Annotated in this window: 11 protein-coding genes; 5 read left to right on the top strand and 6 right to left on the bottom strand. The window is 67.9% G+C overall.

From position 1 onward, the window contains the following. Window positions 1-62: 62 nt before the first annotated feature. Complete coding sequence (locus QO010_RS21460) at window positions 63-3,377, bottom strand: TonB-dependent receptor (protein WP_307352610.1); 3,315 nt, start codon at window positions 3,375-3,377, stop codon at window positions 63-65. Window positions 3,378-3,668: 291 nt separating this feature from the next. Between QO010_RS21460 and QO010_RS21455 the strand changes: the two genes are divergently transcribed. Further along, window positions 3,669-5,258: an ArnT family glycosyltransferase gene (locus QO010_RS21455; protein WP_307352609.1), complete on the top strand. Its 1,590-nt coding sequence runs from the start codon at window positions 3,669-3,671 to the stop codon at window positions 5,256-5,258. Here the strand turns inward: QO010_RS21455 and QO010_RS21450 are convergent, their stop codons facing one another. Beyond that, window positions 5,259-5,888: a 3-oxoacid CoA-transferase subunit B gene (locus QO010_RS21450; protein WP_307352608.1), complete on the bottom strand. Its 630-nt coding sequence runs from the start codon at window positions 5,886-5,888 to the stop codon at window positions 5,259-5,261. Continuing rightward, entirely contained in the window at window positions 5,888-6,598 is a 711-nt protein-coding gene (locus QO010_RS21445) for a CoA transferase subunit A (protein ID WP_307352607.1), read from the bottom strand. The genes QO010_RS21450 and QO010_RS21445 overlap by 1 nt, the downstream gene beginning before the upstream one ends. Window positions 6,599-6,697: 99 nt before the next feature. Here QO010_RS21445 and QO010_RS21440 point away from each other — a divergent pair, with 99 nt between their 5' ends. The 4 genes from QO010_RS21440 (at window position 6,698) to QO010_RS21425 (ending at window position 12,902) form a co-directional block, all read left to right on the top strand. Continuing rightward, window positions 6,698-7,276 (top strand): NAD(P)H-dependent oxidoreductase, encoded by a 579-nt coding sequence (locus tag QO010_RS21440; protein ID WP_307352738.1) that lies wholly within the window; start codon window positions 6,698-6,700, stop codon window positions 7,274-7,276. Then, window positions 7,276-9,192, top strand: a complete 1,917-nt coding sequence (locus tag QO010_RS21435) for a monovalent cation:proton antiporter-2 (CPA2) family protein (RefSeq protein ID WP_307352606.1) — start codon at window positions 7,276-7,278, stop codon at window positions 9,190-9,192. The genes QO010_RS21440 and QO010_RS21435 overlap by 1 nt, the downstream gene beginning before the upstream one ends. Before the next feature lie 262 nt (window positions 9,193-9,454). Continuing rightward, the gene (locus QO010_RS21430; protein ID WP_307352605.1) at window positions 9,455-10,393 is read left to right on the top strand and encodes an isopenicillin N synthase family dioxygenase; all 939 of its coding nucleotides are present in this window, start codon (window positions 9,455-9,457) and stop codon (window positions 10,391-10,393) included. A gap of 115 nt (window positions 10,394-10,508) precedes the next feature. Beyond that, the gene (locus QO010_RS21425; protein ID WP_307352603.1) at window positions 10,509-12,902 is read left to right on the top strand and encodes an ATP-binding protein; all 2,394 of its coding nucleotides are present in this window, start codon (window positions 10,509-10,511) and stop codon (window positions 12,900-12,902) included. 167 nt (window positions 12,903-13,069) lie between these two features. Here QO010_RS21425 and pstB read toward each other — a convergent pair whose 3' ends face one another. From pstB to pstC, 3 genes are read right to left on the bottom strand one after another with little or no spacing between them, the layout of a single operon-like run. Further along, entirely contained in the window at window positions 13,070-13,909 is an 840-nt protein-coding gene (gene pstB, locus QO010_RS21420) for a phosphate ABC transporter ATP-binding protein PstB (protein WP_370873839.1), read from the bottom strand. Next, entirely contained in the window at window positions 13,903-15,171 is a 1,269-nt protein-coding gene (gene pstA, locus QO010_RS21415) for a phosphate ABC transporter permease PstA (RefSeq protein WP_307352602.1), read from the bottom strand. The genes pstB and pstA overlap by 7 nt, the downstream gene beginning before the upstream one ends. Beyond that, window positions 15,164-16,606, bottom strand: a complete 1,443-nt coding sequence (pstC, locus tag QO010_RS21410) for a phosphate ABC transporter permease subunit PstC (protein ID WP_307352600.1) — start codon at window positions 16,604-16,606, stop codon at window positions 15,164-15,166. The genes pstA and pstC overlap by 8 nt, the downstream gene beginning before the upstream one ends. Between the last annotated feature and the right edge of the window lie 51 nt (window positions 16,607-16,657).

Raw genomic sequence — 16,657 nt, 5'->3', positions numbered from 1 at the left:
GGCAAAGGAAAAGGGCGGCCCGTCGCCGGACCGCCCTTCCCCTGTCAGTGTCGATGACGGGATCAGAACCGGTAGCGGATGCCCAGCTTGACCTGCCACAGCGACGGGTTGGTCACCGTGAAGGGCTTGGGCACGCTGAACGAGCCGCCGGCTCCGAGGCCGGAGTAGGTGTAGAAGGGCGCGCCGCCGCAGGTGGTTCCCACTCCGCCGCTGCAACTCACGTTCACCACGGGCACGCCGCGATAGAAGGTGTACTGATCCAGCACGCCCCACTCGTCATTGAGCATGTTGCCGATGTTTTCGATGTCCATATAGGCCTGGAACTTGGCGCCGCCCGGGAAGAAGGCCGGCAGCTCCTGGCTGAGGTGGATGTCGACCGTGGTCACGTCATGGACGGTGAAGCCGTTGCGCGGCGCGATCTTGCCGGCATAGCCGATCAGGCCGCTGGTCTTCAGGAAGGCGTTGAAGCTGGCGATATCGAAACCGGGGGCGTAGTGGACCTTGGGATCGCTCGTCAGGGTGACGTCGCCGCTGGCGTCCTTGGCCGGCACATAGAGCAGCTGGTTCGAGGTGGCCTGCAGGCCGCTGTAGGTCTGGGTGACCAGGTTGCCGAAGTCGTTGTCGAAGTTGCCGGTCCGGCTGTTGCCGAAGGTATAGCTGAACGGCGTGCCGCTCCTCCGCTGGCCGAACAGGGTGACGCCGGTCTCGTAGTCGCCGAAGAACTTGCGATGATAGTCCAGGGTCACCGTGTAGCGGTCACGGATTTCATAGTCGGACGTCGCGGCGCCCGGGTGGTTGTGGTCCGACGAGGCAAAGCGCACGAAGCTCGAATCGGCGATGGAGCTGGTCATCGGGTTGGCGTCGGTCGCGTGGGTGTTGGTGTAGGCCAACCGCATCGACAGGCCGTCGAGATAACCGTCGTTCCAGGACTTGGACACACTGAAGGCCGCCGATTTGGAAATGCCCACATCGGTGTTGGTCAGCATCATGTCGAAGACGTTCGCGCCGATGGTGCCGGTGGTCGAGCGGGTGTAGACCGGACGGCCGTCCGGGGCCACGCCGTTGGGCCCGGCCGCCTGAACGGCGCGCAGGTCGTACCAGTACAGGGCGTCCTTGTTCTTGGCGTAGACATAGTCGAACTGGAAGCGCCAGTCCTCGCCCAGGAAGGGCAGGTCCGTCGTATAGGCGGCCGAGAAGGTGCTCTTCCAGACCGACGGAATCTTGAAGTCCGGATCCATGACGTTCACGTTGCCGTTGCCGGGCGTGAAGGTGCAGCCGGCCGGCGCCTGGCGCAGGTCGACGTTGAGATAGGGGCCGGCGGGGCAGACGGCGTTGGTCTGGCGCACCCCGTCATTGGCGAAGGGGTTGGAGATCCAGACGTTCAGGCCCTGGCTGGAGAACCGCCCGAAGCCCGCGCTGAGGTCCCATTTGTCACTGGGGTCCCAGGTCACGTAGATCCGCGGCAGGAGAATGCTGACGCCGTCCAGGTTCTGGCGGTTGGAGAAGCCTTCCCGCGAGAAGAAGTTGGTGTTTTCGGTGGGCAGGCTGTCCATCGAATACCAATCGTAACGCAGACCGCCGAGAATGCGGATGGTGTCGCTGAACTGGTAGGTGTCCTCGAAATAGAGCGAGTTCAGCCGGTATTTAAACTGCGCCGCGCCATCGCGGGCGGTGCCGGTCGTCGCCGGCACGGTGCCGCCGGTCGGATCGACGGCGCCGGTCAGCGTGAAGCTCTGGGCCGTCCGGTTGAGGAAGTTGGTGTAGCTGCTGAAGGTGTAGCTGCCGATAGAGTTGGCGACGAAGACGTTGAAGACCTGCAGTTCTTCGGTCCGAATCCCGGCCAGGAAGTCGTTCGCCCCCCAGCTGTAGCGGCCGTAGAACTCGATGTTGGTGGTCTTGACGTCGAGATAGTTGTCGTGCCGGAAGGTGTCGGCGCCGAACTGGATGCGCGGGGTGCCGGCGCCGGCGAGAACGCCGGGCAGGTCGGTCACGGTCACCTGGGTTTGCCCGACGTCCAGGCCCTTCAGCGGAATCTGGCTGGTCTCGGTCTCCTTCCAGCCCACCCGAAGCTGGGTCGAGAAGTCCGGCGTCCACTGCGAGTTGACCTGCAGGTTGTAGGTCGTCAGCAGCTCGTTCTTGTCATACTGGCGCGATTCCAGGCCGATCTGCGGCTGGGTGGTGCTGTTGCCCGAGGCGAAGGTCGACGAGGTCGAGCCGTTGAACGAGTTGCCCTCGGTCTTCTGGTAGGTCAGCGAGGCGCGCTGATCGTTGGTGATGTTCCAGTCGACCTTGGCCAGGAATTTCTTGTCCGACACCGGCGGAGCGCCGTCCACCCACGTGCCCGGATCATAGTTGTAGACCGACTGGGTCGCGGCCTGGAAGGTGTCGATGGCGCCGGTGGTGATGCGCGGGATCAGGGTCGTCTTGTCCGAATCGGCCGGCCCCTGGTCAAGGTTGAAGATCCCCTCGAACTCGTCGTAGGACAGGAAGAAGAACAGCTTGTCCTTGATGATCGGGCCGCCAAAGGTCCCGCCCTTGGTGGTCTCCTCGAAGGTCAGTTTGACGGGGTTGCCGCGGATCGTGTCGCCCTTATGCTTGGCGTCGGTCTTCTCGTAGAACAGCGAGCCGCTGAAGTTGTTGCCGCCCGACTTGGTGACCGCGTTGATCGAGCCGCCGAGGAAGCCGTTGTTCAGTACGCTGTAGGGCGCGATCGAGACCTGGACGCCTTCGACGGCGTCGATCGAGATCGGCGAGCGCTGGGTCGGATAGCCGTTGTTGTTGAGGCCGAAGTCGTCGTTCTGGCGGATGCCGTCGACGGTCAGCTGGTTGAAGCGGGTGTTGACGCCGCCGAAGGAGAGGGCGTCCTGGTTGTCCGGGTCCTGGACCACGGCGAACGGGTCGGCCCGGGCGACGTCCTTCAGGTCGCGGGAGATCGAGGGCAGGGCCTGCACCTGAGAGCCAGAGAAGTTGGTGCCCGTGCCCTGGGTGGGCTTGGTGGACGAAGAGGCGGTGACGATCAGTTCGCCGACGGTGGCGCCGGAGTTCGCGAGCAGCAGATCGACCTCGGCGGGGTCGCCGACGCCGATGGAAGCAACCGTGGTCTGCTGGGGGTCATGACCGGGGGCCGTCGCCGAAATTGTATATGGACCGCCGACGCGCAGGCCGCGGGCCGAAAAGAAGCCATTATCCCCGGACATGGTGGTCTGCACCGAACCGGTGGGAACGTGGGTGATCGTCACCGTGGCGCCGGCCACGGGCGCGCCGGCGTCGTCGGTGATCTGGCCGCGGACGCCGCCCGTGGTTTCCTGGGCATAGACGGCGGTCGACATGGCCAGCGCCAGCACGGACAGCGCGGCGCCGCCGGCGAGCCTATTCATCAACATCATTTGAGTAACCCCTCTTATCCCGACGCCGGCCAATTGCTTTGAGTTCCCAGCCCCGCGGTCCATCGCCTTTAGCGTGGGTTTGCGAAGCTTCGGTGACCCCCTGCGGATCATGACGCCTATAGAATTCCTTGTATGGGTGCGCTGCAGCAAGGCAAGCGGCATTAACACTTCGGGGCGGTTTTGAGGCGACTTGTCGCAAGTTTGCGACACTCCCGGGGCGGTTCGCCTGTAGAAGGAGCGTCCGGCGCAAAGCTGTTTCCCGCGCCGATTCTCGGAGGCCGTGTGACCGACGCCACAACCCCGTTGAGCGGCAATCCCAACCTGGAAAAGGGCTTGCGGCTTTGCCTCTGGGCGCTGGTCGCCCTGACATTGCTCCGTGTGGCGGTGCTTTTCGCCTCGCCGCTGGAAATCTACCCCGACGAGGCCCAGTACTGGCTGTGGTCGCGAAAGTTGGACTTTGGTTACTTCTCCAAGCCGCCGATGATCGCCTGGGCCATCGCGCTGACCACCACGGCGGGCAACGCCGAGGCCTTCGTGCGCCTCTCCGCCCCCCTCTTCCATTTCGTCGCGGCCCTGGCCCTGTTCGGGGCGGGACGAAAGCTCTACGGCCCCTGGACGGGCGCGGCCGCGGCGGCCCTCTACAGCCTGATGCCGGGCGTGCAGCAGTCGTCCTTCATCATCTCGACCGACGCCCCGCTGCTCTGCTTCCTGGCCCTGGCCCTGCTGGCCTATGCCACTCATCAGAGTACGGACTTTAAGATTCGCGCGGCCGCGGGCCTGGGCGCGGCGCTGGGCCTGGCCATGCTCAGCAAATACGCCGCCCTCTACGCGGTGATCGGCATCGTCCTGCACCTGGCCCTGTCTTCCCAGGCCCGCCAGGCCTGGACCCTCAAGGCGGCGGGGACAACGATCGGCGTCTTCCTGCTGGTCCTGGCCCCCAACCTGATCTGGAACGCCGCCCACCACTTCGCCACGGTCGGCCACACCGCGGCCAATGCCGACTGGGGGGCCGGCAGGCTGTTCAATCCCGGCGAGATGGCCAGCTTCCTGGGCGCGCAGTTCGGGGTGTTCGGCCCCATCCCCTTCGCCGTCTTGCTGGGCGGGCTCATCCTGCTGGCCGTGCGCCGCAAGCTGGCCGGGCCTGACCTGCTGCTGGCCTGCCTCACCCTGCCGCCGCTGCTGGTGGTGACCGTCCAGGCCTTCATCTCGCGCGCCAACGACAACTGGGCCGCCAGCGCCTATGTGGCCGGCTCGGTGCTGGCCGCCGCCCTGCTGACCCGGCCCTGGCCCGGTCGCTGGCGGCGCGTGGCGCCGGTTCTCCTCGCCATCGCCATCGGCCTGCAGGGCCTGCTGGTCGTGGCCGTCGAAATCGGCCTGGCCAATCCCCGGCTGATCGACAAGGCCGGCTTCGCCAACAGCATCAAGCGGGTGCGCGGCTGGAAGGCTATGAGCGAGGCCATCCTCGACGAGGCGGACCTGGCGGCGGCCAACGGCGGCCTGACCGCCATCGCCGTCGACAACCGCTTCCTGTTCAACACCATGGCCTATTACCAGCGGGACTATTTCAGCCGCCCGGACGCCCTGCCCCTGCGGATGTGGGTCAAGCGGGCCGAGGCCGGCAACCAGGCCGAGGCCGAGTCGCCCCTGACCCCGGCCCAGGGCCGCCGGGTCATCGTCGCCAGCTTCGAGGGCCGCAACGTCGGCGCCATCTCGCAGGATTTCGCGGCCGCCTCGGTGGTCCGCACCACCCGCGACTTCCTCAGCCTGCCCTGCGCCCAGAAGCCCAAGGAGACCCCAGCCCACTACGACAACCGCTGCGTCCGCCGGATGTCGGTGATCCTGGGCGAGGGGTTCAGGCCGGTGGCGCGCTAGCTAGCCGATCGTCGCCTCGGTCTTGGCCCTGACCTCGTCCAGCGTAACGCCCGGGGCCAACTCCACCACCTTGACCCCGGCCCCCCGGCCAACGTCGAACACGCCAAGCTCGGTGATCAGCAGGTCCACCACCCCGGCGCCGGTGATCGGCAAGGTGCAGGCCTTCAGGAACTTGGAGGCCCCGGTCTTCTCGCAGTGGTCCATGACCACCACCACCCGGCGCACGCCGGCCACCAGGTCCATGGCCCCGCCCATGCCCTTGACCATCTTGCCCGGCACCATCCAGTTGGCCAGGTCGCCATTCTCGGCCACCTGCATGCCGCCCAGGATCGACAGGGCGATATGGCCGCCGCGGATCATGCCGAAGCTATCGGCCGAGCTGAAATAGGACGAGCTGGCCAGCTCGGTGATGGTCTGCTTGCCGGCGTTGATCAGATCGGCGTCCTCTTCGCCCGGATAGGGGAAGGGGCCCATGCCCAGCATGCCGTTCTCGGACTGCAGGGTCACATGCATCCCCTCGGGGATGTAGTTGGCCACCAGGGTCGGAATGCCGATCCCCAGGTTCACATAGAAGCCGTCCTGCAGCTCCTGGGCGGCGCGGGCCGCCATCTCGTCGCGGGTCCAGGCCATTACACAGTCTCCCGGTCGCGGGTGGTGACGCGCTCGATGCGCTTTTCGAACACCGCGCCCTTGAACAGCCGGTCGACGAAGATGCCCGGGGTGTGGATGTTGTCCTTATCGAGCGCGCCGATCTCGACGATATGCTCGACCTCGGCGACCGTGGCGGCGCCGGCTGTGGCCATCATCGGATTGAAGTTCCGGGCGGTCTTCCGATAGATCAGGTTGCCCTCGGCGTCGCCCTTCCAGGCCTTGACGATGGCCAGATCCGCCTTCAGCCAACGCTCCATGACATAGAGGCCGTCCTCGAACTCGCGGGTCTCCTTGCCCTCGGCCACCAGGGTGCCGACCCCGGTCTTGGTGAAGAAGGCCGGGATGCCCGCCCCGCCGGCCCGGATGCGTTCGGCCAGGGTCCCCTGCGGATTGAACTCCAGTTCCAGGTCTCCGGAGAGGTAGAGCTGTTCGAACAGCTTGTTCTCCCCCACATAGGAGCTGACCATCTTCCGGATCTGGCGGTTCTCCAGCAGGATGCCCAGGCCGAAGCCGTCGACCCCGCAGTTGTTGGAGATCACCGTGAGATCCTTCGTCCCCGCCAGCCGGATCGCGGCGATCAGGTTCTCGGGAATGCCGCACAGGCCGAACCCGCCGGCCATGATGGTCATGCCGTCCTTCAGAAGCCCGGCCAGGGCCTCCGCGCCGTCCTTGCGAACCTTGTCGACCATGAACGCTCCTGTTGCGAAAGCCGGCTCATCTCGCAGGTGCGAGATTGAAATTCAAGTCTTGATGAATAACCGGGAGGCTGCGTGAGCAAGGCTGATACCATGAGCCAATCGGAGGGCGAAGCCTCGGTCCTGCTCGTCTTCGCCCACCCGGCGCTGGAGCGCTCGCGGGCCAACCTGGTGCTGTCGAAAGTGGCGGAGGAGATGGAGGCCATTACCTTCCACGACCTCTATGAGACCTATCCCGACTATGTGATCGACGTGGAGGCCGAGCAGGCCCGTCTGCTGGCCCACGACGTCATCGCCCTGCAGTTCCCGATGTACTGGTATTCCACCCCGGCCCTGATGAAGGAGTGGCTGGACCTGGTCTGGCTGCACGGCTTCGCCTACGGCAAGGGCGGCGACAAGCTGTTGGGCAAGCGCCTCTTCGTCGCCTGCACCACCGGCGGACCGGCCGAGGCCTATCACAAGCGTGGCTACAACCGCTTCACCATGGAGGAATTCCTGCGCCCGCTGGAGCAGACCGCCCATCTGTGCGGCATGACCTGGGAAAACCCCTTCGTGGTGCATGGCGCGCCATTGAAGGACGAGAAGGGCCTGGCCATGAAGGCCGAGTTCTACCGCCAGCGGCTGGTGTCGCTGACCCAGGTCCCCAAACCGGGCCGCAAGGTGAAGGCCTGATGCACGCGCAATCCTTCCTCATCCAGGCCCTGGTCTATCTAAGCGCCGGCGTCGTCTCGGTGGTGGCGGCCAAGCGGCTGGGACTGGGCTCGGTGCTGGGCTACCTGATCGCCGGGCTGATCATCGGCCCCTATGCCCTGTCGCTGGTCGGCGAGCAGGCCGACGTGATGAAGTTCGCCGAGTTCGGCGTGGTCATCCTGCTTTTCCTGATCGGTCTGGAGGTCCGGCCGGCCCTGCTGTGGTCGATGCGCAAGACCATCTTCGGCCTGGGCGGGGCCCAGGTGCTGGCCACCGCCTTCGCCATCGCCGCCGCCGCCACCCTCCTGGGCCTGGACTGGCGCACGGCGCTGGCCGTCGGCCTGGTCCTGGCCATGTCCTCCACCGCCATCGTCCTGCAGACCCTGGACGAGAAGGGCCTGCGCCAGGGAGCCATCGGCCGGGCCGCCTTCGGGGTGCTGCTGCTGCAGGACCTGTCGGTCATTCCGCTCTTCGCCCTCCTCCCGCTGCTGGCCACCCACGCCCCGGTGGTCACCGGCGCGGTCCAGGCGCACGGGACCGGCAGCCTGATCTCCAGCCTGCCCGCCTGGCTGCAGACCCTGGCCGTGCTGGCCGCCGTCGCCACCGTCATCGGGGTCGGCCGGTTCGCGGTCAGACCGATGTTCCGCTTCATCGCCCAGGCCCGCCTGCGCGAGATCTTCACCGCCTCGGCCCTGCTGATCGTGGTGGGGGTCGCGGCCTTGATGCAGATGGTCGGCCTCTCCGCCGCCCTGGGCGCCTTCCTCGCCGGCGTCGTCCTGGCCGAGAGCGAATTCCGCCGCGAGCTGGAGACCGACATCGAGCCCTTCCGGGGCCTGCTGCTGGGCCTGTTCTTCATCACCGTCGGCGCCCAGATCGACGTGCCGCTGATCCTCACCCAGCCCCTGCTGCTGCTGGGCGTGGTGCTGGGGCTGATGACCCTGAAGTTCACCGTGATGTTCAGCCTGGCCAAGATCGGCGGCGCCTCCAACCGCGTCGCCTCGGCCGTGGGAGTCGCCCTGGCCCAGGGCGGCGAGTTCGCCTTCGTGCTGCTGGCCTTCACGGTGGGCGCCGGGGTGATCGACCCAAAGCTGGCCAGCCTGCTGACCGCCGCCGTCGCCATGTCGATGGCCTTCACCCCGCTGACCGTCATCGCCTATGAGCGCATCGCCCGCTGGCTGGACGCCCATGTGGTGGCCCCCGCCATCCCCGACCCGGTCTTCGAGGAGGGCGAGCCCGACATCATCATCGCCGGCTTCGGCCGCTTCGGTCAGATCGCCGGCCGCATGCTGACCGCCAACGGCTTCCGCTCCACCGTGCTGGACAGCGACATCGAGCAGATCGAGCTGCTGCGCCGCTTCGGCCGCCCGGTGCACTATGGCGACGCCACGCGCCTCGACCTGCTGCGGGCCGCCGGGGCCGAGAAGGCCAGGATGCTGATCGTCGCCCTGGACGACCAGGCCAAGACCAGCGAACTGGTCGAGCGGGCCCGCAAGGCCTTCCCCAACATCATCATCCTGGCCCGGGCCTTCGACCGCCGCCACGCCTATGACCTCCTGGCCAACGGCGCCGACGCGGTCGAGCGCGAGACCTTCGAGGCCAGCCTGGCGCTCGGCGTCACGGCCCTGCGCAAGCTGGGCTTCCGCGCTCACCGGGCCCAGCGCGCGGCCGACTTCTTCCGCCGCCACGACCGCCGCACCTTCGAGGAGCTGCGCCCGATCTGGGGCCAGACCGAGGCCTACATGCTGGCCAGCCGCGACGCCCAGGACACCATGAACAAGCTGCTGGCCGCCGACCTGGAACGCATGAAGCCGGAGGGCGCCGACGGCTGGGAAACCTCCGGCCGCGACGAGGACATCCGCGAGGAAGCCGAGCGGGAGGGGTGGGAGTCCGGGGCATAACTCTCCCCCTCGCTTGCGAGGGGGAGCGAGGGACACGCCGAAGGCGGCGTCCCCGGAGGGGGAGCCCTTGCGGCGGTTCGGCCTTCCGCCGGCGCAGGGTGTTTCCCCCGACACGCTTTCGCCGATCTGTCTCCTCACCCGCTCTTCGCGCTGGCGCGCTCAGAGTCGACCTCTCCTCGGAGAGGAGAGGAGGCGCGTTGGGGCCTCCCCCTGGCGCGGTTGTCGGTGTAGAGAGCCGGCCGTCGCGCCCAGGAGTCCCGCCATGCCGCAGTCCGCCATCCCACCCGTCTCGTTCAAGCGGTTCACGACCGACTTCGCCGGCTTCACCCGGGACTTAGGGGACAGCTTCGCCCGCTACGGCTTCGCGGTAATCAGCGACCACCCGATGGACCAGCCCCACATCGACCGGGCCATCGACAAGGCCAAGGCCTTCTTCGCCCTGCCCGAGGCCGTGAAGAAGAAATACAACGTCCCCGGCGGCAACGGCCAGCGCGGCTACATCCCCTTCGGCGTGGAGACCGCCAAGGGGGCCGAGCACTATGACCTCAAGGAATTCTGGCATGTCGGCCGCGACCTGCCGCCGGGCCATCGCTTCACGCCCCACATGCCCCCCAACCTCTGGCCCTCGGAGATCGAAGGCTTCCAGAGCGACCTGACCTGGCTGTTCGAGCGCCTGGACGCCATGGGCCACCAGGTGATGGAGGCCATCGCCTGCTATCTGGGCCTGGACCGCCACCTGTTCGACGCCGCCATCGCCGACGGCAACTCGATCCTGCGGCTGCTGCACTATCCGCCCTCGGGCTTCGACGGGCCCAATGTGCGGGCCGGCGCCCATGAGGACATCAACGCCATCACGCTCTTGCTCGGCGCCGAAGAGGGCGGGCTGGAAGTCAAGGACCGCGACGGCCGCTGGTTGCCGATCAACCCGCCGCCGGGCTCGGTGGTCTGCAACATCGGCGACATGCTGCAGCGGGCCACCAACCACGTCCTGCCCTCGACCAGCCACCGGGTGGTCAACCCGCCGCCGGAACGCCGCAACGTGGCGCGCTACTCGACGCCCTTCTTCCTGCATTTCGCGCCGGACTATCTGATCAAGACCCTGCCGGGCACGGTCACGGCCGACCGCCCCGACCGCTACCCGACCCCCATCACCGCCAACGACTTCCTTCTGGAGCGGCTGCGAGAGATCAAGCTGGCCTGAGCGGCAACCCAGAATCATGCGACATACCGCCACGCAATTTTAACGACGTTGACCTCATCCTGCTTCGCGCAGGATCGGGGAGCGTGACATGCGGGGCGATATCGGGGGCGATGAATTGAGCGTTCGGCTCGCCGAACTTCGCTCTCTTGACCTCAAACAGCTGCGGCCGACCATCGACCGGGTGACCCGCCTGGCCAGCGCCCTGGCCGGGGCCGAATACGCCTATGTCGTCCTGGTCGAGGAGGACCATGTCTGGCAGTCGGGCTTCTCGGCCATGCCCGAGAGCATCGGCCCGCTGGAGGCGGCGATCACCGCCCAGACCATCGCGAGCGACCAGGCCCGCTGGATGGACGACGCCCGCCTCGAGGCGCCCGACCACCCCTGGGTCCAGACCGGCCCGATGATCCGCTTCTATTGCGGCTCGCCCATCATCCTGGCCAGCGGCGCGCGCATCGGGGCCCTGGTGGTCGCCGACCGCCAACCCCGCGCCCGGGACGAGACCCTGATCGCCCGGCTGGCCGAGTGCGCCGCCATCCTGGCCGACGCGGTCGAGCGGCTGCGCATGCAGCGGGCCCTGAGCGACGCCGAGGCCGAGGCGGCGACCGCCACCGCCCTCAACCGCTCGATCATCGATTCCACCGCCGTGGCCCTGGCCATGCTCGATCGCGAGATGCGCTACGTCTATGTCAGCCCCCGCTGGCTGCAGGACAAAGGCAAGCGCCGCGAAGAGGTCATCGGCCAGCGGATGAGCGACCTCTTCCCGCCGACCTACACCGACTATCTCGACGTCTACGAGCGCTGCCTGGCCGGCGGCACGCACAATGCCGACCTGGTGCCGGTGCGCCGGCCGGGCGGCGAGGACCACTGGCTGCGCGCCGACGTCACGCCCTGGCGGCTGGCCGACGGCCAGATCGCCGGGCTGATCATCACCACCACCGACATCACCGACGTGGTCACCGCCCTGCAGCGGGCCAAGAAGTCGGAGCAGCGGCTCAAGCTGGCCCTCGAGATCGCCGACGTGCTGGTCTACGAGGTCGACTATGTCCGGCGCACCCTCAGCACCGAGGGCGCCCAGGACACCTTCTTCGAAGGCGCGATCAGCTTCGACGACATCGCCGACGACATGTGGGTCACCGTCCACCCCGACGACCGCGAGATGGCCAAGGGGGCCTGGGCCGAACATCTGGCCACCGGCAAGCCCTTCCGCACCGAATACCGCATGAACCCCGCCGACGGCCGCGAGGTCTGGGCCTTCTCGGGCGCCGACTTCGTCCGCTCGCCCGAGGGCAAGGTCGAGGGCGTGCTGGGGGTCCTGAAGAACATCACCGACCGCAAGCGCTCGGAACAGACCATCGCCTCGGCTAGAGACGCCGCCCAGGCCGCCAACCAGGCCAAGAGCGACTTCCTGGCCAATATGAGCCACGAGATCCGCACCCCGCTGAACGGCGTGATCGGGGTCGCCGCCGCCATGGCCCGCACCGGACTGACCCCTGCCCAGGCCGAGATGGTCCAGCTGATCGAGACCTCCGGCCAGACGCTGGAGACCATCCTCTCCGACATCCTGGACCTGTCGCGCATCGAGTCTGGCCGGCTGGAGCTCAAGCCCGAGCCCTTCGCGCTGGACGCCTGCGTCGGCGCCACGGCCGCCCTGTTCGAGCCGCTGGCCCGGGACAAGGGGCTGGACTTCACCGTCCGCATCGACCCCGAACTGCGGCGCGCCTTCGAGGGCGACAGCCCTCGTATCCGCCAGATCCTCTGCAACCTGCTGTCCAACGCCGTGAAGTTCACCGGCCAGGGGGGGCTGACCCTGTCGGTCCGGCCCGAGGACGGCCAGATCCGGTTCGACGTCGCCGACACCGGCATCGGCTTCACCGACGAGGTCAAGGCGCGGCTGTTCGAACGGTTCGAACAGGCCGACGGCTCGATCACCCGCCGCTTCGGCGGCACGGGCCTGGGCCTGGCCATTTCGCGGAGCCTGGCCCGGGCCATGGGCGGCGAGCTGTCGGCGACGTCGCAGCCGGGCCAGGGGTCCTGTTTCACCCTGCGCCTGCCCCTGCCGCCGGCGGCGGCGAGCGAGGTCGCCAAACCGGCAGCCGCGCCGGCCGCGCCCCTGGCCGAGCGCTCGGCGCGGGTGCTGCTGGCCGAGGACCATGCCATCAACCGCCGGGTGGTCGAACTGATGCTGGCCGGGCTGGACATCGAGCTGACCTGCGTCGAGGACGGCGCCCAGGCGGTCGACGCCGCCCGCGCCGGCGGCTTCGACGTCATCCTGATGGACATGCAGATGCCGGTGATGGACGGCCTGACCGCCATCCGCGCCATCCGGGCCGAGGAGGCCCTCGGAGGCGCCCGGCCGACCCCGATCTGGGGCCTGTCGGCCAACGCCCTGCCCGAACACCTGGCCGCCTCCCGCGCCGCCGGCGCCGACGGCCACCTGACCAAGCCGCTCTCGGCCCCGGCCCTGTTCGACGCCCTGGCCCAGGCCTGCGCGGTGAGCGAGGCGGCCTAAAGCTCCGCCCACGTAGGGGGCGGCGCCATGCTTACCCTTCCCGAGATTCCTGGCGAAGGCCAGGATCCAAGCGGGCTTGGCCACCCTGCCCGCGCCCCTTCAGGACCCTCCGCTTGGGCCCTGGCCTTCGCCAGGGAAACCGGGGGATGGGGCGAGGGTTTGAAGCCCTACCCCGTCCGACCGGTGATGTAGTCCTGCGTCCGGCCGTCCTTGGGGTTGGTGAAGATCATCCCGGTGGGGCCCGTCTCGACCAGGCTGCCCAGGTGGAAGAAGGCCGTCTGCTGCGACACCCGGGCGGCCTGGGCCATCGAGTGGGTGACGATGACGATGCAGAACTGGCTGGCCAGGTCGTCGATCAGCTCCTCGATCCGCGCCGTGGCGATGGGGTCCAGGGCCGAGCAGGGCTCGTCCATCAGGATGACTTCCGGATTGACCGCGATGGCCCGGGCGATGACCAGCCGCTGCTGCTGGCCGCCCGACAGGCCCGTGCCCGGGGCCTTGAGGCGGTCATGCACCTCACCCCAGAGGCCGGCCCGCTTGAGCGAGGCCTCGACCAGATCGTCCAGGCCGGTCTTGCTGGTCTCCAGGCCGTGGATGCGCGGCCCGTAGGCGACGTTGTCGTAGATGCTCTTGGGGAAGGGGTTGGGCTTCTGGAACACCATGCCCACCCGGGCCCGCAGCGACACCGGATCGATGCTGGGGTCGTAGATGTCGTCGCCGTCCAGCCCGATGCGGCCCTCGACCCGGCAGCCGGGGATGGTGTCGTTCATGCGGTTGATGCAGCGCAGGAAGGTCGACTTGCCGCAGCCGGACGGGCCGATGAAGGCGGTCACCGACTTGCCGGGAATGTCGAGCGACACCGACTTCAGCGCATGGTTGGCGCCGTAATAGACGTTGACGTCGCGCGCGGTGATCTTGGCCGGCTCGCCCGCCGGCGGGGCCTGGTTGGCGTGCGTCCCGACGACGGGAGTGGGGGCTGAGGTCTGCATGTTCACCTTGACTACCATCTCCGCTCGTAGCGCCGCCGCAGGATGATGGCGGTGGCGTTCATGACGATCATGAAGGCCAGCAACACCATGATGCCCGCGGCCGTCCGTTCGGCGAAGGCCCGCTCGGAGGCGTTTTCCCAGATAAAGACCTGCACCGGCAAGACCGTCGCCCCGCCGATGAAACTCGAAGGAATGCCCGGCACGAAGGCCACCATGCCCACCATCAGCAGCGGGGCGGTCTCGCCCAGGGCGTGCGACAGCGACAGGATGGCCCCGGTCATGATGCCGGGCCGGGCCAGCGGCACGACATGGTGGAACACCGTCTGGGTCCGCGAGGCCCCGATGGCCAGCGCTCCGTCGCGGATCGACGGCGGCACGGCCTTGAGGGCGGCGCGGGTGGCGATGATCATGGTCGGCAGGGCCATCAGGGCCAGCACGATGCCCCCGGTCAGGGGCGAGCCCCGTGGCGCCCCCAGCCAGTTGATGAACACCGCCAGGCCCAGCAGGCCGTAGACGATCGACGGCACGGCGGCCAGGTTGTTGATGTTGACCTCGATCAGGTCGGTCCAGCCGTTCTTGGGCGCGAACTCCTCGAGCCAGATCGCCGCCATCACCCCGACCGGAATGGCGATCAGGGCGGTGACCAGCAGCATCATCGCCGACCCGACGGCGGCCCCCAGGATGCCGGCCTGCTCGGGCTCGGTGGAATCGCCGTGGGTGAAGAAGGCGCTGTTGAACCCGCCATGGACGCGTCCGGATTTCTTGAGACGGTCCAGCCAGGTCAGCTGCCGGTCGTTCAGCTTGCGGTTCCCCTCGGCGACCGACCGCTTGATCTCGCCCTTGTAGTAGAGATCGGCGTCGGCCTTGACCGGCCCGGTGACGGTGATCGTCTTGCCGATCAGGCCGGGATCGGCCTTGACCTTGTCGAGGATCTGGAAACCCAGGTCGCGGCTGATCAGGGCGGAGGCGTCCTCGGACATGGTCCCCAGCTCGTCCTCGGTCTCGCCCAGGGCCTTCAGCACCGCCAGCGACACCAGGTAGTCGTAGTTCGAGCCGGAAAGGTCGGCGCGGTCGATCCGCGCCGGGTCGAGATAGACCGGCAGCGAGACGGTGTTGGTCGTGAAGGTCGAATAGCCCTGCAGCACGATCCGGCCCAGCAGGATGACCAGGAAGGCCAGAGCGATGGTGATGGCCAGCCGCCCGTACATCTTGAACCGCGCTTCGGCGGCGTAGCGCTTCTTCAGATGCTTGGCGCTGGGGTGTTGGGCGGCGTCAGTCATATTGTTCCCGGTACTTCCGCACGATGGTCAGCGCGATGATGTTCAGGGTCAGGGTGACGACGAACAGGGTCAGGCCCAGGCCGAAGGCGGCCAGGGTCTTGGGGCTGTCGAATTCCTGATCGCCGGTCAGCAGGGTGACGATCTGCACGGTCACCGTGGTCACCGTATCCAGCGGATTGGCGGTCAGCTTGGCCTGCAGGCCGGCGGCCATGGCCACGATCATGGTCTCGCCGATGGCCCGCGACATGGCCAGCATCATCGCCCCGACCACGCCCGGCAGGGCGGCGGGCAGGATGACCTGGGTGATGGTCTCGGACTTGGTGGCCCCCATGGCCAGGCTGCCGTCGCGCAGGGACTGGGGCACGGCGTTGATGATGTCGTCCGACAGCGAGGAGACGAAGGGGATCAGCATGATGCCCATCACCACCCCGGCGGTCAGGGCCATCTGGTTCTGGACGCCGGCCAGATACTGGCCCAGCCCATCCAGCGGGCCGCCGACCAGAAACGAACCGATCCAGTTGAAGAAGCTGCGGAAGATCGGGCCGACGGTCAGGGCGGCGAAGAAGCCGTAGACCACGGTCGGCACCCCGGCCAGAATCTCCAGCAGCGGCTTGACCCAGGCCCGCACGGCCGATCCGGCGTATTCCGAGAGATAGATGGCCGAGAACAGCCCGACCGGGCCGGCCAGGATCATGGCGATGGCCATGATCAGGAAGGTGCCGGCGAACAGCGGCACGGCCCCGAACGCCCCCTTGGCCGCGACCTGGTCCTCGCGCATGGCGATCTGCGGGCTCCAGTCGGTCCCGAACCAGAAGTCCAGCGGCGAGACGCTCTGGAAGAAGCGGAAGGACTCCCAGGCCACCGAGGCGACGATGGCCACGGTGGTCAGCACCGCCACGGCCGAGCAGACGACCAGCAGCAGGTCGGTCCAGCCCTCGACCCGGTTGCGGGCGCGGAAGTCCTTGTTCAGGCGCGGATAGGCCAGCAGGAAGCCGGCCAGGGCCAGCACGACCGCCAGGCCGATGGCCAGGACCAGGCCCAGGGTCGAGATGTTGCGCGCCTCGGCGGTCTTGGCCTCGAAGGCGGTCTTCAGCTCGCCGTCCCAGCTGACCGCGCTGCGGGCCTTGCCGGCGGCGGTGGCCTGGACGTCGCTGTAGAAGACGGCCTGGCGCTGGGCGTCGAGTTTGGCCACGGCGGGCGGCGTCTGGGCCTGGATAGCGGCCCCTTCCAGCCTGGCGCCGAAGATCAGGAACAGGACCAGCAGCAGCGCGGCGGGCGCGCCGGTCCAGAGGGCCACCCAGGTCCCGTGATAGCCGGGCAGGGAATGCAGGATGGCGAGCCGGCCGCCGGCGGAACTCACCGCGCGTCGCCGCGCCAGCTGATAGGCCGAGGCCGACAGGGCGAGCAGGGCGGCCAGGGCGATCAGGAAGATCATGGTCACTCGGTCGGGGCGGGATGATGAAATGCGTCGGCCGCGGTCCGGGGA

Source organism: Caulobacter ginsengisoli, from assembly GCF_030814835.1.
Taxonomy (GTDB): domain Bacteria; phylum Pseudomonadota; class Alphaproteobacteria; order Caulobacterales; family Caulobacteraceae; genus Caulobacter; species Caulobacter ginsengisoli.
Note: the sequence above shows the minus strand (reverse complement) of the source record. Positions and strands in the feature narration are given on the sequence as shown.